Source organism: Neobacillus sp. NPDC097160 (assembly GCF_044762155.1).
Lineage (GTDB): Bacteria > Bacillota > Bacilli > Bacillales > Cytobacillaceae > Neobacillus.
On record NZ_JBIWDU010000007.1, the window covers coordinates 15,234 to 36,578 of the forward strand.

18 protein-coding genes are annotated in these 21,345 nt (G+C 39.2%); 3 read left to right on the top strand and 15 right to left on the bottom strand.

The window, feature by feature from the left end; all coding sequences use genetic code 11:
* Positions 1 to 4 precede the first annotated feature (4 nt).
* From ACIQXV_RS11350 to fabG, 7 genes are all read right to left on the bottom strand, one after another.
* Positions 5 to 289 carry a BMC domain-containing protein gene (locus ACIQXV_RS11350; protein WP_402958835.1) on the bottom strand — a complete coding sequence of 95 codons (285 nt, stop codon included), beginning with the start codon at positions 287 to 289 and terminating at the stop codon, positions 5 to 7.
* A gap of 23 nt (positions 290 to 312) precedes the next feature.
* Positions 313 to 1,818, bottom strand: coding sequence for an aldehyde dehydrogenase family protein (locus ACIQXV_RS11355; RefSeq protein ID WP_402959244.1), 1,506 nt, complete (start codon positions 1,816 to 1,818; stop codon positions 313 to 315).
* Between the two features lie 75 nt (positions 1,819 to 1,893).
* Positions 1,894 to 2,337: a hypothetical protein gene (locus ACIQXV_RS11360; protein ID WP_402958836.1), complete on the bottom strand. Its 444-nt coding sequence runs from the start codon at positions 2,335 to 2,337 to the stop codon at positions 1,894 to 1,896.
* A 39-nt stretch (positions 2,338 to 2,376) separates the two neighbouring features.
* Positions 2,377 to 3,390, bottom strand: a complete 1,014-nt coding sequence (locus tag ACIQXV_RS11365; protein ID WP_402958838.1) for a phosphotransferase enzyme family protein — start codon at positions 3,388 to 3,390, stop codon at positions 2,377 to 2,379.
* A 22-nt stretch (positions 3,391 to 3,412) separates the two neighbouring features.
* Positions 3,413 to 4,675, bottom strand: coding sequence for a class-III pyridoxal-phosphate-dependent aminotransferase (locus tag ACIQXV_RS11370; RefSeq protein ID WP_402958840.1), 1,263 nt, complete (start codon positions 4,673 to 4,675; stop codon positions 3,413 to 3,415).
* A gap of 75 nt (positions 4,676 to 4,750) precedes the next feature.
* Positions 4,751 to 5,527, bottom strand: coding sequence for a DeoR/GlpR family DNA-binding transcription regulator (locus ACIQXV_RS11375; RefSeq protein WP_402958841.1), 777 nt, complete (start codon positions 5,525 to 5,527; stop codon positions 4,751 to 4,753).
* A 78-nt stretch (positions 5,528 to 5,605) separates the two neighbouring features.
* Positions 5,606 to 6,364 (bottom strand): 3-oxoacyl-ACP reductase FabG, encoded by a 759-nt coding sequence (gene fabG / locus ACIQXV_RS11380; RefSeq protein WP_402958842.1) that lies wholly within the window; start codon positions 6,362 to 6,364, stop codon positions 5,606 to 5,608.
* Between the two features lie 546 nt (positions 6,365 to 6,910).
* On the opposite strand from fabG, the gene ACIQXV_RS11385 reads away from it, so the two are divergent.
* A complete protein-coding gene (locus ACIQXV_RS11385; RefSeq protein WP_402958843.1) occupies positions 6,911 to 7,921 on the top strand; it encodes a 2-oxoacid:acceptor oxidoreductase family protein in 1,011 nt (336 codons plus the stop codon).
* Between the two features lie 18 nt (positions 7,922 to 7,939).
* Positions 7,940 to 10,252, top strand: coding sequence for a thiamine pyrophosphate-dependent enzyme (locus tag ACIQXV_RS11390; RefSeq protein WP_402958844.1), 2,313 nt, complete (start codon positions 7,940 to 7,942; stop codon positions 10,250 to 10,252).
* 94 nt (positions 10,253 to 10,346) lie between these two features.
* Here the strand turns inward: ACIQXV_RS11390 and ACIQXV_RS11395 are convergent, their stop codons facing one another.
* The 7 genes from ACIQXV_RS11395 to ACIQXV_RS11425 all read right to left on the bottom strand — a co-directional run bounded on the left by ACIQXV_RS11395 (position 10,347) and on the right by ACIQXV_RS11425 (position 19,717).
* A complete protein-coding gene (locus ACIQXV_RS11395; RefSeq protein ID WP_402958846.1) occupies positions 10,347 to 12,368 on the bottom strand; it encodes a glycoside hydrolase family 3 protein in 2,022 nt (673 codons plus the stop codon).
* 285 nt (positions 12,369 to 12,653) lie between these two features.
* Positions 12,654 to 13,403, bottom strand: a complete 750-nt coding sequence (locus tag ACIQXV_RS11400; protein ID WP_402958847.1) for a response regulator transcription factor — start codon at positions 13,401 to 13,403, stop codon at positions 12,654 to 12,656.
* Positions 13,400 to 15,241: a sensor histidine kinase gene (locus ACIQXV_RS11405; RefSeq protein ID WP_402958849.1), complete on the bottom strand. Its 1,842-nt coding sequence runs from the start codon at positions 15,239 to 15,241 to the stop codon at positions 13,400 to 13,402. Before ACIQXV_RS11405 ends, ACIQXV_RS11400 begins: the two co-directional genes overlap by 4 nt.
* A gap of 88 nt (positions 15,242 to 15,329) precedes the next feature.
* Positions 15,330 to 16,355: a TRAP transporter substrate-binding protein gene (locus ACIQXV_RS11410; RefSeq protein WP_402958850.1), complete on the bottom strand. Its 1,026-nt coding sequence runs from the start codon at positions 16,353 to 16,355 to the stop codon at positions 15,330 to 15,332.
* 48 nt (positions 16,356 to 16,403) lie between these two features.
* A complete protein-coding gene (locus ACIQXV_RS11415) occupies positions 16,404 to 17,699 on the bottom strand; it encodes a TRAP transporter large permease (protein ID WP_402958852.1) in 1,296 nt (431 codons plus the stop codon).
* Position 17,700: 1 nt separating this feature from the next.
* On the bottom strand, positions 17,701 to 18,198 hold the full coding sequence (locus ACIQXV_RS11420) for a TRAP transporter small permease (protein ID WP_402958854.1): 498 nt from the start codon (positions 18,196 to 18,198) through the stop codon (positions 17,701 to 17,703).
* Positions 18,199 to 18,472: 274 nt separating this feature from the next.
* On the bottom strand, positions 18,473 to 19,717 hold the full coding sequence (locus tag ACIQXV_RS11425) for an aminopeptidase P family protein (RefSeq protein ID WP_402958855.1): 1,245 nt from the start codon (positions 19,715 to 19,717) through the stop codon (positions 18,473 to 18,475).
* Positions 19,718 to 19,897: 180 nt separating this feature from the next.
* Here ACIQXV_RS11425 and ACIQXV_RS11430 point away from each other — a divergent pair, with 180 nt between their 5' ends.
* Entirely contained in the window at positions 19,898 to 20,647 is a 750-nt protein-coding gene (locus tag ACIQXV_RS11430; RefSeq protein WP_402958857.1) for a YqcI/YcgG family protein, read from the top strand.
* Positions 20,648 to 20,686: 39 nt separating this feature from the next.
* Here ACIQXV_RS11430 and ACIQXV_RS11435 read toward each other — a convergent pair whose 3' ends face one another.
* Positions 20,687 to 21,343 (bottom strand): amino acid ABC transporter permease, encoded by a 657-nt coding sequence (locus ACIQXV_RS11435; RefSeq protein WP_402958858.1) that lies wholly within the window; start codon positions 21,341 to 21,343, stop codon positions 20,687 to 20,689.
* Positions 21,344 to 21,345: the final 2 nt, after the last annotated feature.

Consider the following 21,345-nt stretch of genomic DNA (forward strand, 5'->3'; position numbering starts at 1 on the left):
CTATTTATCCTTCAAATTTTGGTAAAATCATTTGCAGTTCATTATGTGGGCGTGGAATAACATGAACAGAGAGAATCTCACCTACCCGCCCGGCGGCTTCACTTCCTGCCTCCGTTGCTGCTTTTACTGCCCCCACGTCACCCGTTACAAGTACGGTCACAATCCCACCGCCGACATGGACCTTACCTATTAAATTTACGTTTGCCGCCTTTACCATTGCATCCGCTGCTTCTAGTGAAGCAACTAAACCTCTTGTTTCAATCATGCCGAGTGCGCCATTAATTGCCATGCAACATTCCTCCTAATTTTCAATTAAATCCATTTTGTAGGTTTATGATTTTGGTATTGCTCCATAACATTTTTGACCAATTCGGTAAGTGTTCCTGGATGAATTCCTGCTGCAGTTCCGTCTATTTTTTTTAATACTTGTTCGACAATTTCATTAATGCCATCCATTTCATCAACTTTAGAAATAACAGAATGTGTTGGATTTGGGATGGAGACATCCTTAATTCCATAGGCGATTCTTTTAATATTAATCAAATGACGAGCCGTGATATTATCCCCGGTAATGTTCCCACCATATGATCCGCATCCTAGTGTTAACGAAACAGTTAATCCTGTCGTGGCTCCTGCAGCACCAATGGATGCCGGAGTATTGACCAAAATCCTAGAAACAGGCATTTCTATTCCAAACATCTGGGCGACTTTTTCATCGTTGGTATGAAGCGCGAGACTATGTCCTCTTCCGCCAATATTTAATAAATCTAGACAGATTCTTTTTCCCTCGTCAATGCTATTTACTGTATATAGAGCAAATATTGGAGATAGTTTTTCAATTGAAAATGGGATTTCCTTACCGATAAGGTCCTCCTCGGCAATTAAGATTCGTGTCCCCGAAGGAACATCAACACCCGCCATTTTAGCGATTTTTACTGCTGATTTCCCAACAATTGATGGATTCAGTTTTCCTCTTATTGGGGAAATAACGTTTTCAACCAATATCTTCTCAGATTCATTTAAAAAGTAGCCACCATTATTTTTTAGCTCTCTAATCGTCATTTCTTTGATATTTTTATGAACAACCATCGCTTGCTCAGTTGCACAAATTGTTCCGTTATCAAACGTTTTACTATCAACAATCATTTTGACAGCCCGGTTCACATTAGCTGAGCGGTCAATATAAACAGGTACATTTCCAGGCCCGACCCCATATGCAGGTTTTCCGGAGCTATATGCTGCCCGTACCAACCCGCTGCCGCCCGTTGCTAAAATTAATTGAATATCCTTGTGCTGTATAAGTTCAGAAGTTGCTGCCATGGTTGGTTTTGGAATCCAGCCGATTAATCCTTCCGGGGCACCGGCTTCAATAGCTGCTTGGCTGCAGACCCTTAATGCTTCCACGGTACACTTAACTGCCGATGGATGTGGACTGACGACAATGGCATTCTGCGATTTCAAGGAAATAAGCGTTTTGAAAAATGCTGTAGAGGTTGGATTTGTTGTTGGAATAATACCAGCAATGATACCAAATGGATAGGCAATTTCGGTAATCTTTTTCTGATGATCCACCCCAATTACTCCAACTGTTTTCTCATCCTTAATGGATTCGTAGACGCCCATCGATCCTAAATCGTTTTTGATTTTTTTATGTTCGATAACACCCATGCCCGTTTCTTCAACGGCCATTCTTGCTAATGCCTCGGATGCCTGAAAAGCTGCATTTGCCACAAGTTTCACAATACGGTCGACCTGTTCCTGTGAAAATTGCTGAAACTTGGCTTGAGCTACTTTCGCTCGTTTTACCACATTTCTCATCTCTTGGATTGAACTTAAGTCTTCATCAAACGCAATAATGGTGATCACTCCTTTCTTATGGAATTCACCCCTTCATTAGTTGTGTGGAAAAAATTTCACCCGTCCATTATTTTTTTCCTTAACTGAATAAACAGGTTTAGGTACCCCCAATTGACTCCAGCTTTTTACCTCTTCCTCCGTAAGGGGAAGGTAATCAGACTGCTTCTCCTTAACTGACGGAGCATCACTTCTAAATCCAATTGATGCGGATAGTTCATTCCAAATCCTTAGCTCTTCCTTCTTAAGTGGCATCAGATGGAAAGGTACTTCTTCCGTTCTTTTTGAAAACCCAATGGTTGATGCAATATCACTCCATTTTTTTAGATCCTCCTCGGAAAGTGGTGGGTATTCTGGACTCTCATTTAAAGATGAAGTTTGATCGTTCCAAGTGTTATTTCCTTTCAGGTTGGGTGGAACTGAATATTCTTCTAGCTTCGAAAGTACCATTCTCGTAATCTTTTCAACTAAATCGGCATCCATTTTTTCACCACCTGTAAAAAGCATATTGATAAAAGTTACTTACAATTTTCCTTCCTGCAGATACTTTTTTGCCAAATTGTCGGTGTCTTCTGTAAACCCGCTTCCCAATTCTCGCGTTGTTTCATTATCACGACTGCCTACCCATGCGATTAGCTGTAATCGCCGCATCAAAATAAAAGTAGGTATTTCAAGCTCCTCTTCTTTGGACAGAGAGCGAACCTTTCGATACCCTTTTAGCCAAGAGGTAATTAGTGCTGGTACATAGGGTTTATGTTCAATAAAGCTAATAGAGGTAGCAAGGTCATAGAGGTACCATCCAAATCCGCAATCATCAAAATCTATGACTTTAATTTGTTCCCTTTCGACCAAGAGGTTGGCAAGACGTAGATCGGAATGAATTAAGCCAAATTGATTAGGTTCTTTTCCGAACTTCTCCAGTCTTGTATTAATTTTCTCGGATACCTTTGTGAATAGGTCCACTCGTTCAGGAGTAATCGCCATACCATCCTGCCATCTTCCCCACTTGGGTGTTGATCCTAGAATGGTGTCAAAATCCCAGGTTATCCGCTGGATATGATTGAGTACATCCCAATTATTAATACTATGTTCATGTAATTGCGCGGTAATCTCCCCAAGCCTCTCAAATTGGCTAATTAGTTCACTTTCGTTTTCTTCACTCGGGGCATCGCCTTCTAAAAACGTGAAGAGGGTACAATAATATGGCTCATTTTCATGATTAACTACTTGAATATATTCGCCATTACCGCCTAAAATCGGCAATGAAACCTGAATGGATGAATCTTGATCGATGGATTTCAACCACTCGAGCTCACTTTCCACCTCTGGTTTTGTATGGTATCCAGGGCGGCCGACTCGTAAAATATATTTTTCACTAGTTTCAACTTTTTTTACGAGATAGGTAGCATTCTCAGAGTAATTTAATAGTTGAATAGTAGATTTAGTTAGAAGGGGATATAAACGGATCGCCACATTTGCAATTTGATTAAATTTATCCAACGATTCTTGTAAAGAATCAACAGAGGAATTGCTCATTTTTATTACTCCCTTCTAAGGCCTAGCTATAGCTATAGGCCATCTTCGCAGCCTGTTTTATACTAAGTTCACATTTTGAAAGTAACTCATCACAATATTCTTTATCGCAAAGCAACCCAGGTTTAAATTGGAGGACTTTATTATCAAGCATGGAATAGATTGCCCATACACCATTTTTATAAAGATGTTGCATGACAAAAATAGCGCCTTGTGGATGGCTAAACTCCAGCCCCATGACAACACCCAATTGGCGAATGCCGATAAAAAAGTCATGATTTTGATTCTTAATCGTCTCTAAACCGGTCCGTAAATATCGTGCAACGAAATCAACGTTTTGCTTTACTTCCCTGCGCTTTGTTATTTCTAATACCTTCATAGCAACAATACAGCCTAATTCCGAACCACCGAAAGTGGAGATATGGGCAAACCCGTCTTCATTCATCCAATTCCCCGCCTGTTTGCTGACCACTGTGGCCGCGATCGGATAAATGCCGCCACTGAAACCTTTTGAGGTAACTAAAATATCAGGTTCAACCCCATAGTGTTCAATCCCCCAAAGCTTTCCTGTCCGCATTAAACCCGTTTGCACCTCATCTGCAATATATAAGGTCCCATATCGTTCACACATTTGTTTAACAGTAGAAAGATATCTTTTTTCAGGAAGTGGAAATCCGTATGTTGCAGGGATTGTTTCAATAATGACACAAGCAACATCTTCGTTAATTAGTGCTCTCTCCATGGCATCCAAATCATTGAATGGAACATGAATAAACTCTGAGGGATCACCTTCACTCAAAAACGGACGTGAATAACGTTCATTTCCTAATGATACAGCAAGTCCCGTATGGCCATGATAACCATTAATAATGGAGACGATTTTTTTTCGTTTCGTGGTATATCTAGCACATTTTAAGGCAACATCAATGGCTTCACTACCACCAGCAGATAAAACCGTATACTGAATACTATCAGGTGTACTTTCCGACAATTTCTCAGCAAGCATGGCACGGGTCATAGCTGGAAAATGATGATTTCCAATATCGAACTCATCTAATGCTTCTTTCAAAGCAGCGATAATTTCAGGATTCCGATGGCCTAGATTATATGTCCCTCCATTTAAATGGACATCCATTAATTTTTTGCCATCCATATCGTAAAAGTAATACCCTTCCCGTTTCCCCATAACCAAGTCAATACCATCTTTTTTCCATTGAATTGTTTTCCCCGGATTCCACCATTGGATGGATTGGTCAATGATTGCTTTTTTACTTCCAAATTCAACCATATTTTTCTCCTCATTTCCCCTAAAACCATTTCGGTTAGTTTGTTTCCATTTCAATTGATCCTCACAGCCATTAAATTAGACCTCATCGGCTATCAATAATTCGATTCCTTTTTCAGCTAATAAATGTCTCCATTCCGTAGGGCAGCTTTCGTCCGTGATAATCTTGGATGCATCTGTTAAGGAACACATATTGGCGAAGGTCGTTTTTCCGAACTTAGTATGATCCGCTAAAACGATAACCTCCTCTGCTCTCTCCATCATTTTTCGAGAGATGCTGGAGCCGCTGATATCATAGTCGGTGATACCGTTTTCTGTAGAAATCCCCCCCGCACATATGAAAGCTTTATTTGCCTGGAGCATTTCGAGCATCCTTTCCGAAAGGGGGCCACTTGTGTATTTCTGATTTCTTTCAATCTCACCACCAATAAAAATAACGCGCCCTTTAAATACATCCATTGCACCGAGCATAACCGGAACTGAATGAGTTATTAAGGTGATATCATTTTTGTCCGCTAAGTATGGAAGGATATCTAAGGGAGTGGTCCCATTTCCAATCATAATGATGTCACCCTCTTCGACCAGAAAAGCAGCTGCCTTACAAATAGCTTGTTTCTCTTTTTTATTAATCATTGTTTTTTCATCAAAAGGTAATTCCCAGCTATGGATCTTTGTTTTGACTGCTCCCCCATATACCTTTTTTAGGAACCCTTCCTTTTCAAGCCTGTCTAAATCGCGGCGAATCGTTTCATCCGAAACTTGAAGGATATTGGCCAATACCCGTACCTGTACTTTCTCTTCCTTATCTAAAGATTCTATTATAGTTGTTTTTCGTTCCTCAAAGGATAAAGACATATTTGTTACCACCTACTATGCAATGAATGGAAACCTTTTTTATAATGTTGCTTGATATCTAAAATTCCAATTTCTTCATTAATTTTCCGGTAAAATTTGTCCGCCATCAACTATAATCGTTTGACCTGTGATAAAACCTGCTTCCTTTGAGGCTAAAAATAGGACGGCAAAGCCTATATCCTCCACGCTTCCTAGCTTTTTCATTGGAATCGCAGCGGCCATTTCTTCTAAATAATCATCCCCTAAACCTTCTAATCCTTCTGTAAAAACATTTCCCGGTAGCACTGCATTTACAGTAATCTGATCACCAGCTAACTCCAATGCAGCTGTTCTCATAAAACCTAATTGTGCAGCCTTGCTTGCCGCATAGTGTGCCCAGCCAGGATAACCCGTTACAGGACCAGTTATCGATGACGTTATAACAACGCGACCATATTCTGCTTGTTTTAAATAAGGGATACATGCTTGTACTGCGTGGAAGGTACCTTTCGCATTCGTATTCATAACTGTATCCCACTCTTCATTTGTCATGTGTTCAAGAGATGCTGAAGGAAATATCCCAGCATTCGCACATAACACATCAATACTTCCAAATTTCTCATTTATCTCAAATGCCACTGCTTTCATTGATTCACGATCTTGAACATCACCGGTAAATGCAACAACCTTTCCATTTTCACGGTTTAATTCATCAGCACTCGCCTTTGCAGTTTCAAGATTTCTAGCAACCACCGCCACATTCGCTCCATGTTTAGCAAATACACGAGCAATTCCTTTTCCAATCCCTTTACTACCTCCAGTAATGATTACCGTTTTACCCTTCAATGTATTAAACAAATTACCATCTCCTCACATTAAATTGGGGCTAATTAAAAAAACAACAAAATACCAACGTAAATCTTGAATGAAGTTGATGATCATGTGGGAATTACAGTGAAATGTTGTGGATTTCAATCGATAGTAATATGTATGTTTATTTAGGACTGAATATTCAGATCTCTCCATGATTTTAAAAAAATGTGGTCAAACCCAAAAAATGTGGTCAAACCCATAGAGGAAAACGAAAAATTTGCTAGAAGAAAACAATAAAGGCAAACACCTAATAGTATATTGTGCTGAATGACATCCATTCGTTCACTTACAGCTGATTCTGTTATACAACATTTTGTATCTGTACTATATCAATGTGTTTGTGAATTAGATACTGATTCCTAAAATAATGTGAATAACAGCCAAAAAGGGCTTAGAAATACCAATTGTTAGTTTTTAGCCTAATAAACTGTTGTATTTAGTTTTGCATCCTGTTACAATAAAAATGCAATAATTTATAGAAAATTTATAATATTTAATCTTTTGATTTTAAGCCGGATAGGAGGAATACAGTTGTCAAAACTGCCAAAAATCAATGACTTAGGTTTTTTTGAAATCCGCCTTGAATCAATTGGCGGGTTGGGAGCGAATTTGGCTGGTAAAATGCTTTCTGAGGATGGCGTTGTCGGCAACGGCCTGAACGGAGTCGGCTTTTCATCCTACGGATCTGAGAAAAAAGGATCCCCTGTGAAAGGGCACATTCGTTTTTGCGACCCAGAAATAAACATCCGAGACACCACACCAATTGAACGCCCCCATGTTGTCGGCATTTTCCATGATGCCCTTTTTAAAACCATCGATTGTACAAGCGGGATTTATCCCGACAGCACAATCTTAGTGAATTCACAAAAATCTCCAGACGAACTAAAGAATCTTATGAAAATTCCCAGTGGTACGATCGCGATCGTCGATGCTACCGGAATCGCCTTAGAAGAACAAACAAAAGCCAATACCGCCATGCTCGGAGCGTTATATCGAATCTTGGACTTCTTAGACCCTGAGTCGATGAAACAAACGATTCGCCGAACGTTTGAAAATAAGTATCCGCACCTTGTGGAACCAAATATCCGTACGTTTGAACGCGGTTACAATGAAGTTGAATTCAAGACATTTGTTCTTGGTGATGGAGCGGAACCTAAACCATTTATTAGACCTATTCCACTACTTGGATATGAAACGCATGCTATTGGCGGTACAATCACAAACCCCGGAAACAGCATTTTAAAGGATTTGAGCATTTCTCGTGCAGGAATGCTGCCGCACTTTCATGAAGAGAAATGCATTAATTGTGCAGCCTGTGATACGGCATGCCCAGACTTTTGTTTTGTATGGGAAGAAAAAGCAGACAAACGGGGCCGGCAGCAAATGTTTCTTCAAGGGATTGACTACCAATATTGCAAAGGCTGTTTAAAATGTGTTACGGCTTGCCCTGTTGAGGCGTTAACGGGAGAAAGAGAATACAATGACGGCTACGCAGACAGGAAACGTGTACCACATCTATTTGATTTGGCCATCCAAAAATAAGGAAAGGACGGGATCAACATGTCCATTAATCCAGAACAAGAAAAGGGTCCCATACTTAAGGGGACTGCTGAACAAAGTGTTGTTTTTGAATCCGGCAATGAAATGGCAGCCTATGCAGCGCACCAAATTAATTACCATGTTATGGGGTATTTTCCGATTTCCCCTTCCACAGAAGTTGCCCAATTCCTTGATGGGATGAAAGCCAAAGGCGAGCATGACATCGTGTTGATTCCCGCCGATGGAGAACACGGATCAGCAGGAATCTGCTACGGGGCATCAACTGGCGGAGGGCGTGTATTTAACGCCACAAGTGCAAATGGATTTCTCTACATGTTAGAGCAACTCCCCGTTCAATCGGGAACTCGTTTCCCAATGGTGTTGAATCTGGTGAACCGCTCTATATCTGGACCATTAAATATTCACGGTGATCATTCCGATTTATATTTTGCTTTAAATACCGGCTGGCCCATCTTGATGGCTCGAGATCCGCAAATCGTCTATGATATGAACATCATTGCGATTAAACTAGCGGAAGATGCTGACGTTCGGCTCCCTGTTATCGTATCGTATGACGGTTATTTCACATCCCATCAAAAAAGACGGGTTCATGTTATAAAAAACAGAGCAGATGTTCAAAAGTATATTGGTGATGCACCAACAAACTTCCCACATGCCCTAGATCGTGAGAATCCGGTAACAATCGGCCCATATATGAATGAACCTGACTATATTAACAACTGTTTTCAACAATCGGAAGCCATGTATAAAGCAGAGGCTGTTTTTGAGAGAATCTCGAAAGAATATGCAGCATTAACGGGACGGGAATATCCAATTCTTGATTTATATCGTATGGATGATGCAGAAGTGGCTGTTTTTATGTTGAATTCTGCTGCAGAGGTTTGTAAAGACGTTGCTGATCGGCTCCGCTTACAAGGGATAAAAGCCGGGGTTATCTCGCCAAATATGATTCGCCCCTTCCCGCAAAAACAATTAGCGGAAGTATTGAAAAATGTAAAAGCGGTGACAGTCGGGGACAGGGCAGACTCTTACGGAGCCCGAGGCGGAAACATGGCACTCGAATTAAGAGCGGCGTTGCAAACTGTTGGAAATGGTAATACAAAGGTAATTAACCGCATTTACGGTTTAGGCGGTAAAGATTTTTATGCTGATGACGCAGAACACTTTTTCAAATTAGCTCAGGAAGCAGTCGAGAACGGGTTCACGGAAAAGCCGTTTGACTACTTTGGGCATAATCCCGGCACGTCTGAAGCAGCACCAAAGCGTGTCTTAAATCCAATGAAAAAAGAAGACTTGAACAGCGGTTTAATCACTGTAACTCCTGATGAGAATACCGGTGAACTAAAGGTGAAAATTCCTCCATTACGAAGCTTAACGAAAAAACCAAAACGGTTAGCCTCCGGACACGGGGCATGCCCAGGATGCGGGATTTTCTCAGGGCTGGAGTTATTTTTTAAAGGAATTGAAGGAGATATTGTCGCTTTATTCCATACAGGATGTGCCATGGTTGTGACGACAGGTTTTCCATATAGTGCCCATAAAGCAACATACATCCACAATCTCTTTCAAAATGGCTCTGCAACCCTATCAGGACTTGTGGAAATGTTTCATGAAAGAAAACGGCGCGGTGAATTAGCTGACTTAGGTCTAAGCGATGATTTTACCTTTGTCATGGTTACGGGTGATGGCGGCATGGATATTGGCATGGGCCCTGCCATCGGGACTGCATTAAGGAACCATAAAATGATCATCCTGGAATATGATAACGAAGGTTACATGAATACTGGCAGCCAGCTCTCCTATTCGACACCGATGGGACATATGACAAGCACATCAAATGTGGGCTCGTTCCAAAATGGAAAGCCGTTCCATCACAAGGATACTGCGCAAATCATGGCGGCCACACATATTCCATATGTGTTTACAGGAACCGAAGCGTTTGACCGCGACCTTTTAAAGAAAGCTGCAAAAGCCCAATGGTATGCGAAGAACGAAGGCTTGGTTTACGGCAAAATTTTGATTACCTGTCCATTGAATTGGAAATCGAAGGATGAATTAGGCCAGACAATTGTCGAGGCTGCCGTCAATTCCTGCTTCTTCCCTCTCTATGAAGTGGAACGCGGAATCACAACGATTACCTATGATCCTGAAGTTAAAAATAAACGCTTAGCCGTTTCTGAGTGGTTGAAGCTGATGGGGAAAACAAAACATTTGCTAAATGAAAATAGCAAGGGTATGCTGCAGATGTTTGATGATGAGGTAGAACGCCGTTGGAATATGCTTAAAGCGAAACACGAAAGCCCTTATCTATAAAAAAGGAAAATGCTGCAGTCTATTTTGGACTGCAGCATTTTTTATGCTATTCTACAAGTATTTCATTCAGAAAAGAGTTTAGTAGAATCGATTCTTATTTATATGTCAAACCAAAATCAAACCCATAAGTATCTCCATTTTTATTTTTATAAACATAGGAAGGGTCTTCAACATACCCTGGAATATCGCCAACTTCATTATCTACTGCTGCTTTATTAGCAGGTATCGTGAATGGAAGTTTTCCAGTCGGATTGAATTTCCCACGAATAACGTCTACAATGGCCTCAGCTTTTACCCCAAACGTACTGATGACAGCTGCAGCATTTGGCTCTATCTGATCAATCAACCATGGATTCGTGAATTTAATCGCAGTAATCGTCGGAACCTTCTTCTGAATCTCAATAATTCGATCGACATTATTGATTCCTGTTTCTGGACCTATTGTGATACGTGGATTATTATCCCAATTGGATTGAACAGGTCGAACCCATACAAATGCATGTGTTGCCTCAGAAAGATTATTCGTGATCGTAATGGATTTATCGTATTTTTGAATCGTTTCTTTTAATTTTTTGGTAGCCGTTGCATCATTTCCACCTGGGAACATCTCAACATAAAGTTTGACATTGTTAATTTTTGCATCATTCAATGGTAGTACATTTTCACCATTAATTTTGTCATTCCGTAAAAGAACGAGTGATTTCCTGTGTGCTTCATCGGCTTTTTTCTGTGATTCGGGATTGTTGACAACATTAAGCGCATTTTGAGCATTTACATATGGATTTTCGAACAGACCTAATTTCATCATCTCTGTTAATAGGAAAGTGACTGATTCATCCACTTTTTCTTCTGCAAGCAATCCGTGTTTAACTGCATCGATAATTGGAGTCGGATCGGATGCTCCAGAAATGATATTTGTTCCGGCATCGATAGCTTTTGCAAATTTTTGTTCTGGCGATAATCCTTCAGCACCCCAAGCATTGTTGCCAACTGCGCCTGTATCAGAGTTAACGTAGCCTTTGAAGCCAAGCTGTCCACGTAATAAATCTGTGATGATTGCTTTATTTAAAGCAAAGCCAACTTCTTCAAATTGCTGGGTTTTACTATACCATGGCAATCCTTGGTCAGCACTCGTATTGCTTGGAAATGCATAGTAAGGCATTACTGACGATACTCCAGCTGCGATGGCTGCCTTAAAGGTTGGAATATGGTACTTAAGCAAGCTGCCTTCAGTCGGATATGGATTGAATTTTCCTTCTACAAAATGAGGATCCAAACCATTATCACGAGCACCACCACCAGGGAAATGCTTCACAGTGATGGCCACGCTGTCTTTCCCAAGTTCATCACCTTGAAAACCTTTGATGACATTATAAATCATGTTAGAAGCAAGTTCTGGTTGTTCCCCAAATGTGTCTTCAATTCTTGCCCAGAGTGGGTCAGTGGCGATATCGGCCGTATACCCGTAAACTTTACGAATACCTGCTGCCCGCCATTCCTTTGCGGCTGTTTCAGCAAAATCCTTTACAAGACTGGCATCACGAGTTGCCGCTAATCCTAAAGGACCTGGCCAAAACGAATGCATCCCCGCCCCTTCACTACTATTCGTATAATCGGTTGAGGCATGATTCCGTGGGTTTGAAGTGATAACAATTGGGATCCCTAACCTAGATCCCTCAGCTACTTCCTGCAGCTGATTATTATAGTCTGCGATTACATCTGCGGTGGGAGTTTGACGGAAAATATAGTAGCGTGTGTTTTGATCAATTAACTTATTTGGCAGGACTAACTTATCGTTTTGAAATTTTGGAAACTCAGTAATGAGCATCATTCCCGCTTTTTCCTCTAAGGTCATCTCTTTAACAAGATCCTTCACTCGAACGTCAATTGGAATCTGCCAGTTTTCATAAGGATCGAGTCTTCCATTATTATTCAGATCTTTAAATTTCTTCTCCCCTTTTATAAGAATATTTTTAGCTCTCGCCTCAATTGTAGGTGCATTTTGCTTATTACCATTTGATTTTCCTTGTTCTGCACTTGCATATGGAATAACAAGTGATGTTGCCATCAATGCTGCAATCGATAAAGTTGCAGCTTTTTTTGAGAAACGTTTCATTCCTTTTCCTCCCCCGTTTTCCTGTTATACTATACTTAACAAAGAAGTATTACCTGGTTTATGACATTATCTACCCACCACCTTCACTGTTTTCCTCTAAAAGAAAACGCTTTCAACACTATCAATTGTAGAAGATGGATGAAAATAGGTAATAGGGAATATTTTTAGTTCTATTTGTGTTTTTTTAAGATTTTAAATATTCAGTTATTTATACCTATGACTAAAGTTATATATGATTGCATAGAATAAAAGAGCCGGAAATAAATAGTTCCGGCTCAACTAATATTATATTTTAAAAATCGCTGATTTCCGAAATTCTGATGGAGAGAATCCAGTAATTTTTTTAAAGTTATTACTAAAATACGCCAAATCAGAGTAACCAACTCGTTCTGCAATCTCCGACATTCTTAACGATGTTTTTACTAATAGTCGTTTGCTTTCCTCAATTCGCAGTTCAGTGATATAATCAACAAACTTTTTGTTTAATTGTTGTTTGAACAATTGGCTGAGATAGCTAGGATTCATATGGACACGCTCTGCCGCATCTTTCAGTGTAATTTGGTCTAATGGTGTTTTTTGGAAATAATGTAAAACCCTTTCAATTGTCGATGAAGGAAGATTTTCTTCCACCTTCTTCTCACTATTCCTAGTTGTCTCTTCTATTGATTGTTGATCCAGCCACTTTTCAAGACTCGCCCTTAACTCATTTTCCTCTACTGGTTTAAGAAGATAATCGGTAACCCCGTTTCTTAGAGATTGCTGCACAAACTGAAACTCGTCATGAACGCTGATGACCATAACATCCTGTTTTCTCTTTAATTGACTCAATTCTTTGACTAACGTAAGCCCCTCCATGATCGGCATTCGAATATCTGTTATAACCAGGTCTGCCTCATTTTGTTTAATCCAGTCTAGCGCTTCTAATCCGTTTTCACATTCGTGGACCACCTTCAACGGAAGATTCAACTTATTTATTGTCCACTTAAGAGCAGTTCGAACCCATCTCTCATCATCCACTAATACAATACTCTTCATCCTTCCGCCTTCCCTTCCGTATGATGAGCTAAAATTGGTAAATGGATGCATACCACTGTTCCTGAATCTTGCTTACTTTGAATAGTGATCCCATACTCTGGTCCAAACAAATAATGAATTCTTTGTTGGACATTTAATATCCCAATATTTTCTCCATCACTAGAAGGATTTTTTAAGTCCATTCTTTTCTTGATTTCTTTTAATTTATGTTCTTCTATTCCTTTACCGGAATCAATAATGCTTATTCCAAAGGAAGACTTCGAATCACAGAATACAGATAGGACAATTTCAATTTTTCTCGTATTTAGCCCATATCCATGAACAAAGCAATTTTCCACCAATGGCTGTAGTGAAAACTTGACCACCTCAAGATCCAATGCCCATTGGGGTACATCGAGACTGTATTCTAATCGATCTTCGAAACGAAACTTTTGAATCTGCAGGTACATTTCACAAAAATTCAATTCTTCTCTAAGACTCACGGTAGCTGAATGATTATTTAGATTATAGCGGAGTAGTTTGCCAAGCGAATAAGACATCGTTGCGATATTTTCCTGATTTTCTTCCAACGCCATCCCCCTAATGGTTTCAAGGGAATTGTATAAAAAATGCGGATTCATTTGTGATTGTAGCATTTTTAATTCCACTTCTTTTTGCTTCAGTGACATTTCTGTTTCTCTTAATTTTGAGATATATACTTCTTCTAGCAAATTGGATAATTTCTCAACTGTATTATTAAAACCAGCAGTAAGTTGTCCGATTTCATCGTTTGCATCTACTTGAACTCTGCCATCTAAATTCCCAATCTCCACTTCCTTCATAAAATGCTGCAGGCGGCGGATAGGCCGAATGATGCTTGTGGCGAATCCAAAACCAATGATATAAGCAATGATTAAGGAGATCAAAATGGTCAACGAAATGGATTTTTCAATTTGAACAATTCCACCTGTTAAATCTCTGTATGGAACTGCCGTTAGAAATCTCCAGCCAAGGTTTGGTGAGAACGTATTGGTAACAAAATCCTTTCGTTCGTTTTTTAAAATTTCCGTGCTGTTTTCTTCTTTTTTTAAGTTTGCCAGCTGTTTGTATTCCACCTTTTTCCCAAGCTTACTGTAATCAGGATGGTATACATAATGTCCATTCGCATCTAAAATGAAAAAAAAGCCATTTTTACTGATGGTGACTTTGTTAGAAATTTCTTCGATTCTTCTAAAATTGATATCGATCACGAGCATACCAACTGGCATAAGTGTCTGAGGATTATAAAGCCTCCTTACCAGTGATATGACGGGCTGTTCCTTATTTGCTAATTTGAGCTTTCTCGTAACTATCATACTCATCCCATTTAAGGGGACTGAAGAATACCAATATTCCTCTCTAATATTGGGTGCAGGATAATAATTCCTCTTTCCAAGCGTATCAATGACTTGACCGTCATCAAGGAGGATGGTGATATTGGAGATATCGGCTCTAGAGTACTCTGCAGCTTTTAATGTGTTCCGAGTAGGTTCAATCAAATGTGTTTTACTTTCTGTGGTCCTCATTTTTAAAAGTGTTGATAATTCTGGTGAGTTGATGATTTTTAGACTGGTAATCTCAAAATCTTGTACATAATATTCAATATGCGACTCCACTTGATCAATAATCTGGCTGCTGGATTGTCTAAGTTCGTGTTCTAGCTCAACCGATGAACGCTTATAAGAAATGATACCAACTGAAAGAACGGGAAAAATAACCAGAAAACTGGCGAAAACACAGAACTTGATCATTAGTGATTGATTTTTCAATAGAATAGTTCGTTCAAAGAATTCTGCTATATTTCTCCACCAGTTCCTCATTGATATTCATTCCTATCTTTTCATAATTTTAAAAGACCTAGCAGGTAAATGGAACTATTTACCTGCTAGGCATAGTGCAAGCAATTGCTTATGGACGTGCTTTTTCAATTGCATCCATTACATCTTTATACTCTTTTGTATATTCATCAACCATAGGTTTAACGGCGTCTTTCCAAGGTTTCATATCATCCACCTCAGTAAAAGTAACACCTGCATCCTTTAGCTTCTTAGTGGAACGTTCTTCCCACTTATCCCATTCTTCCCTTTGTGTTTTAACTGAATCAAGTGCTGCTTGTTTAATAACCTTTTGGTCTTCTTTAGAAAGCTTATCCCATGCCGCTTTACTAATTAGCAATACTTCAGGTATCCGTTGATGGTGGTCTAAAATAAAGTTTTTCGCTTCTTGATAGTGATTGGAAGAGTCTAAACTTGGAATGTTATTTTCTGCACCATCAATGATTCCTGTCTGCAGGGCACTGAATACCTCACCATATGGCATTGGAGTTGCACTTGCCCCTAGTGCTTCCATGAAATCAATATTGATTTTACTTTGTTGAACACGGATCTTTTGTCCTTTTAAATCCTTCACACTTTTAAGCGGTTTTGTAGAATAAAAACTACGTGAACCTGAATCGTAATAAGCAAGCCCTTTCATTTTTGACTGTTCTAAACCATCTAACAATTTAGTTCCCATGTCACCATTTAGGAAATTCCATAAATGCTCTTCGCTTTCAAATACATACGGAAGACCAAGTGCTGTAAACTCTTTATTGAACTCGGCCAGCGGACTGGAATTGATCCGAGTGAATTCAATTGCTCCAAGCTGAACCTGTTCCAGGACGGATTTTTCATCCCCTAATTGCGCGGAAGGAAATACTTCAATTTTAATACGGCCATCTGTTCTTTCTTCCACTAGTTCAGCAAACTTTTTGTCACCAACAACTGTTGGATAATCTGGAGGCTGATTATCGGCTAAACGGAAGGTATATTTTGGTCCTTCTGCTTTCGATCCTCCATCTTTTGTACTAGCCGTTTGCTCTTTTCCACAAGCAGCTAGAATACTTCCCATTAAAAGCGTTGCAGCAAGAATTCCTGAAATCTTTTTCCCTTTCATTCCTGTTCCCCCTTAAAAATTGTTATTTTATATTCACCATTCCTTCGGTTACTTGACTAACATATTTGGAAGCCACATGACAACCTCAGGAATATAGGTAATAACCAACAGAACAATGAGTAAAGCATAGAAAAATGGCATCATTGCTTTGGTCCCTTGCTGAATCGAGACCTTACCTATTGCGCAACCGACGAAAAGTACGGTTCCGACAGGTGGTGTTAATAAGCCAATACCTGCATTTAAGATGAGAACGATTCCAAAGTGTACCGGATCCATTCCAAAGCTTGTAACGACTGGAAGAAGGATAGGTGTCATAATTAAAATCATTGGTGCCATATCCATTGGCGCCCCAAGTAGCAGCAATAAAATATTTATGATTAATAGAATAATAAGTGGATTATCAGAAATACTTAAAAATAAGTTGGTAACCATGGCTGGTATTTTCAAATATGCTAAGATCCAGCCGAAGGATGCGGAAGCTGCAATTAAGAAAAATACCATCGAAACAGTTCTCATAGTCCGTGTTAATATTTTCCAAATATTAGAAATTTCTCCTTCTCTATAGATGACAAACGCTAGAATAAAGGAATATAAACATGCTAGTGCACCAGACTCTGTTGCTGTAAACCAGCCACTCATAATCCCTCCCAAGATAATGACAGCAGGGCTTAATGATAAAATTCCGTGAAGAATGATACCGCCAATTTCAGATTTTGGAACCGGATCGGCTTTTTGGTAACCTCTTTTTCTAGCAATAATGTAACCAGTAATCATTAAGGAAATTAACATGATAAATCCTGGAACAATTCCTGCCATAAACAAACTTGCGATGGAAACACCACCTGCGGCTAACGAATATAAAACAAGGTTATGACTCGGCGGGACGACTACACCTTGAATCGCGGAAGCAATCGTTACACCAACCGCATAGTCTGCTTCGTATCCCTTCTTTTTCATCATCGGAATCATAACAGACCCGACAGAGGAAACGTCGGCAACAGCAGAACCGGAGATATTTCCAAAGAACAATGCAGCGACACTGTTCACCATAGCAAGTCCCCCGCGAATTCTTCCGACCATTAAACTGGCCAGATTCACAATTCGCGTTGCAAGTCCTCCCTCACTCATAATTTGTCCTGTCAAAATGAAGAACGGAATCGCAAGTAAGGAAAAGGAATTCATCCCTTGAATCATTTGCTGACCAACTACCGGCAATGGAATCCCTAAATAAATGACCGTAAGTAATGACGATGCAATCAGAGTAAGGGCTATTGGAAAACGAAGTAAGACTAAAATGACAAAGCTTGAAAGTAAAATAATGATCCCAATCGTGTTGCTGTCCACGTTACATCCCCTCCTCTATCTCTTTGTGTCTAGTTGTATTAATATTGAAGAATTGCAAAAGCGAATAAAAACAAATCATAACACCTGTAACCGGCATTACTGCATAAGTGACACTACTTGGCAGTTTTGTCGCTGGAAGTGTTGACTCCATCATCAATACGGTGAAGTCCCAGCCTTGTACCACAAGGTAAAAACCAAAAGCAAAGATGGAGGCACTAATGATTTTATCTAAGACCTTATTAAAACTCTTTGGAAAAAGATTGGTGAACGAATCAATTCCTAAATGGATATACTCTCGAAATCCAATGGCAATGGCCATAAACGCAAACCATGCTAGTAACAAAAGGGTAATTTCCTCTGACCAAAAGAAAACAAAATTAAAAACTTTCCTGGTAAAAACTTGTGTAGTAACAACAAAGATTAAGGCAACTAACGATAGTAATGTGAATTTTTCGAAAAAAGAATCGATGACAAGACCTATTTTTTTTACTCCATTCATTTGATTCCCCCCAGTTGAAAACGTTTTCTTATATTTCATTTTAAGAATCTTATGAATGATTTTGAATGTTCTTTTTTTAGGATAATTTGTGATTTTTTTAGATTATTTTCAAAATTTTCTGACTTAAGAGCATTTTTATTATTTCGTAAGTTTAATAAACAAATAAAATACTAAACTAAATGTATCATGATGACGAGTGTCCTACAACTCGAAAAATATATTAAAATAAAAAACGAGCAACTCAATGAGCTACTCGTTTTTACACCTATCAAATCTATTTTTTCATAAATGCTTCAATTTCTTCAACAGATCGGAAGATGTCTTTTGAAAGCACCTCATGACCTTCTTCAGTTACTAATACATCATCCTCAATTCTTATTCCAAGGCCTTCTTCCTCAATATAAAAGCCTGGTTCAATAGTTAACACCATTCCCGGTTGTAGGATTAAGTCCTTATAATCGCCAACATCATGCGTATCTAGACCAAGGAAGTGGCTGACACTATGATAATAGTAATTTCCGATTTCACTTTCTTCATTGATCAATCCAACTTTGATGCATTCCTCTGCTAGCACTTTCTTTGTATGCTCATTCAGTTTGGCAAATGGGACACCTGGTTTCATCAGTTCTGTCGTTTCTTTTAATGCTTTTAATACAATATTGTAAAATGTTTTTTGTTTTTCCGAAAACTTACCATTCACCGGAAATGTATAACTAATATCCGCATTGTAATAGTTATATTGTGCACCTAAATCAAGCAGGACAAGACTGCCCTCTTCAACTGTTGCATCATTCTTTTCATAGTGAAGAACGGTCCCATTTTTGCCGCTGGCGACAATCGTAGGAAATGCATAGTGTTTTACCCCTGCTGTCTTAAGGATAAAATCAAAATAGGCCTCAAGCTGATATTCCTTCATGCCAGCTTTGGCATGGCTCATTAAGTTTTTGATTCCATCATAGGTAATCGCAATGGCCTTTTTCATTTCTTCTATTTCCTCAGCTGTTTTAAAAACACGCTGCTCGCAAATATCACGATACACATTTTTAATTTGCACGAATGGATAATTTGCTTGCATTTTACTTGCAAATTGTTGAGCCTTTGTCGTTACAAGATCTAATTCTCTTCTCTCAAGATCTAAATAAACATTCATTAGCGGGTTTGAAAATAGGATTCGAGTTAACAAGGATTCAAATTGTTCAATAAATTGAATATTGCTGATTCCTGATACCTTCTCAGCTTCTTCCTTTGAAATGGACCTCCCCACCCACTTCTCTAAAATTGGGTCTGATTTTTCAATAAATAGATACTCTTCCGCTGTTTTTTCGGTTTTATGTACAAGCAAGATAACATTGGGTTCGTCAATACCTGTTAAGTAATAAAAGTTACGATTTGGTACAAATTGATATGCCTCATCTGCAGATTTTTGGGGAGCTTTGCCAGCAAACAATACTAGCAGCGAATCATTTTCCATTTTCTCATATAATCGATTACGATTTTTAACATAAAAATCCTTTTGCACTACCATTACCCCTTTTCCAAAACGTGTTAGATACATAATTTACTATACAATAAAATGAAAATTCGTACTAAATTTTGGTTTCACTCCCTTCAAAAATTTTGGTATAAGCCCATATTGATCTGGACATTCACCTACCTCAACCACCCCTGAATATACTGAATGAGCCATTAGGGGGTGATAATGATTAAGGGATTATACGATCATTCTGCATTTCAACGGAACCAACTCCTACAATGGGAAAAAACAGCTTTGGAAAAATTCGAAGCTAGAATGAAGGATAAAAAACGGCCATTTCCATGTATTCCAGCTACTGTTGGATTCAACACAAACCAACTTCGTTACGGTTTTGTTGGTGATCCCAGAACCTCATCTGCTATGCATGATGTTGTCTTACTGTTGAGAGATTACACAAAGACAGCAAAAGAGTATGGGGATTTTACCTCGCTTATTATTTTTTATGAAACACCCCAAGATTTGAAAAAGACGCATACAGTTGAAATGTTTGAACAATTGTTCTGGCAACAGTTGCGGCGTTTATGTGAGCATGATGAAATGGAATGGCCAAATCATATACCCTTCGATCCGCATAACCCAATTTGGGAGTTCTGTTACAATGGGGAGCCGCTCTTTATGTACTGTGCGACCCCCTCCCACCAGAATAGAAAGAGCCGATACTTTGACTATTTTATGCTTGCGATCACGCCTAGATGGGTTTTACAGGAATTTCTTAAGCACGAGACCTTAGCAAAAAGGATTAAAGAACAAATTCGAAAAAGGCTGGAAAATTATGATTCTATTATGATACATCCTGATTTAAACAGCTATGGAAACCCTGACAATTACGAGTGGAGGCAATATTTTTTACGGGACGATGAAACCTCATTATCACAGTGCCCTTTCCATCAAATACTAAATAAAAATGTAGAATAGATATTCATACGAAAAGCGCAAGGGTTCTTGCGCTTTTAGCTATGATATTTGTTTTGAATCAATGTCCATCCGTACCTCTAATTTTTTAAGTAGATACGTAAAAAGCATAACAAGCACCAAATAATAAACTCCAACTACGATATACGTGTCCAATTGACGATAATTTGAAGCTGCTTCGCTTAGTCCTGAACCCCATAATTCGGCCATCCCTACATAGGCGACTAAAGACGAGTCTTTTAATCCGATAATAAACTGATTCCCTAACGGTGGAATGGAAAATTTGAACGCCTGTGGTAAAATAATTCTTCTCATCGCAAGGTGGTAGGTCATTCCAAGTGAGCGTGCGGCCTCCATTTGCCCGCGATCAATCGATTGGATCGAGCCCCGGAAAATTTCAGCGAAATACGCCCCATTATGAATGGCTAATGCTAAAGCACCGGCCCAAAACTGGGAAAATGTGACGATGGAGGCAATTCCAAAATAAAGAATCGCAATTTGAACAATCAAGGGTGTCCCCCGAATTAAACCAATATAGACAGTTGCTAGTTTGTTTAGCCATTTATTAGTGGAGATTCTGAAAAAAGCAATGATGAGTCCAATCATGCAGCCGATTATTAATGATGTAATCGTTAGCCTTAGGGTAAGAAGGGCAGCGTATATGAATACATCGTAGGTGTCTAAGAAGATTTGTATCATGA

What these genes read in the sequence shown, in the direction of transcription:
- ACIQXV_RS11350 (WP_402958835.1), bottom strand. Translation starts at nt 289, where the DNA reads ATGGCAATTAATGGCGCACTCGGCATGATTGAAACAAGAGGTTTAGTT.
- ACIQXV_RS11355 (WP_402959244.1), bottom strand. Translation starts at nt 1,818, where the DNA reads ATGAGAAATGTGGTAAAACGAGCGAAAGTAGCTCAAGCCAAGTTTCAG.
- ACIQXV_RS11360 (WP_402958836.1), bottom strand. Translation starts at nt 2,337, where the DNA reads ATGGATGCCGATTTAGTTGAAAAGATTACGAGAATGGTACTTTCGAAG.
- ACIQXV_RS11365 (WP_402958838.1), bottom strand. Translation starts at nt 3,390, where the DNA reads ATGAGCAATTCCTCTGTTGATTCTTTACAAGAATCGTTGGATAAATTT.
- ACIQXV_RS11370 (WP_402958840.1), bottom strand. Translation starts at nt 4,675, where the DNA reads ATGGTTGAATTTGGAAGTAAAAAAGCAATCATTGACCAATCCATCCAA.
- ACIQXV_RS11375 (WP_402958841.1), bottom strand. Translation starts at nt 5,527, where the DNA reads ATGTCTTTATCCTTTGAGGAACGAAAAACAACTATAATAGAATCTTTA.
- ACIQXV_RS11390 (WP_402958844.1), top strand. Translation starts at nt 7,940, where the DNA reads ATGTCCATTAATCCAGAACAAGAAAAGGGTCCCATACTTAAGGGGACT.
- ACIQXV_RS11395 (WP_402958846.1), bottom strand. Translation starts at nt 12,368, where the DNA reads ATGAAACGTTTCTCAAAAAAAGCTGCAACTTTATCGATTGCAGCATTG.
- ACIQXV_RS11400 (WP_402958847.1), bottom strand. Translation starts at nt 13,403, where the DNA reads ATGAAGAGTATTGTATTAGTGGATGATGAGAGATGGGTTCGAACTGCT.
- ACIQXV_RS11405 (WP_402958849.1), bottom strand. Translation starts at nt 15,241, where the DNA reads ATGAGGAACTGGTGGAGAAATATAGCAGAATTCTTTGAACGAACTATT.
- ACIQXV_RS11410 (WP_402958850.1), bottom strand. Translation starts at nt 16,355, where the DNA reads ATGAAAGGGAAAAAGATTTCAGGAATTCTTGCTGCAACGCTTTTAATG.
- ACIQXV_RS11420 (WP_402958854.1), bottom strand. Translation starts at nt 18,198, where the DNA reads ATGAATGGAGTAAAAAAAATAGGTCTTGTCATCGATTCTTTTTTCGAA.
- ACIQXV_RS11430 (WP_402958857.1), top strand. Translation starts at nt 19,898, where the DNA reads ATGATTAAGGGATTATACGATCATTCTGCATTTCAACGGAACCAACTC.
- ACIQXV_RS11435 (WP_402958858.1), bottom strand. Translation starts at nt 21,343, where the DNA reads ATGATACAAATCTTCTTAGACACCTACGATGTATTCATATACGCTGCC.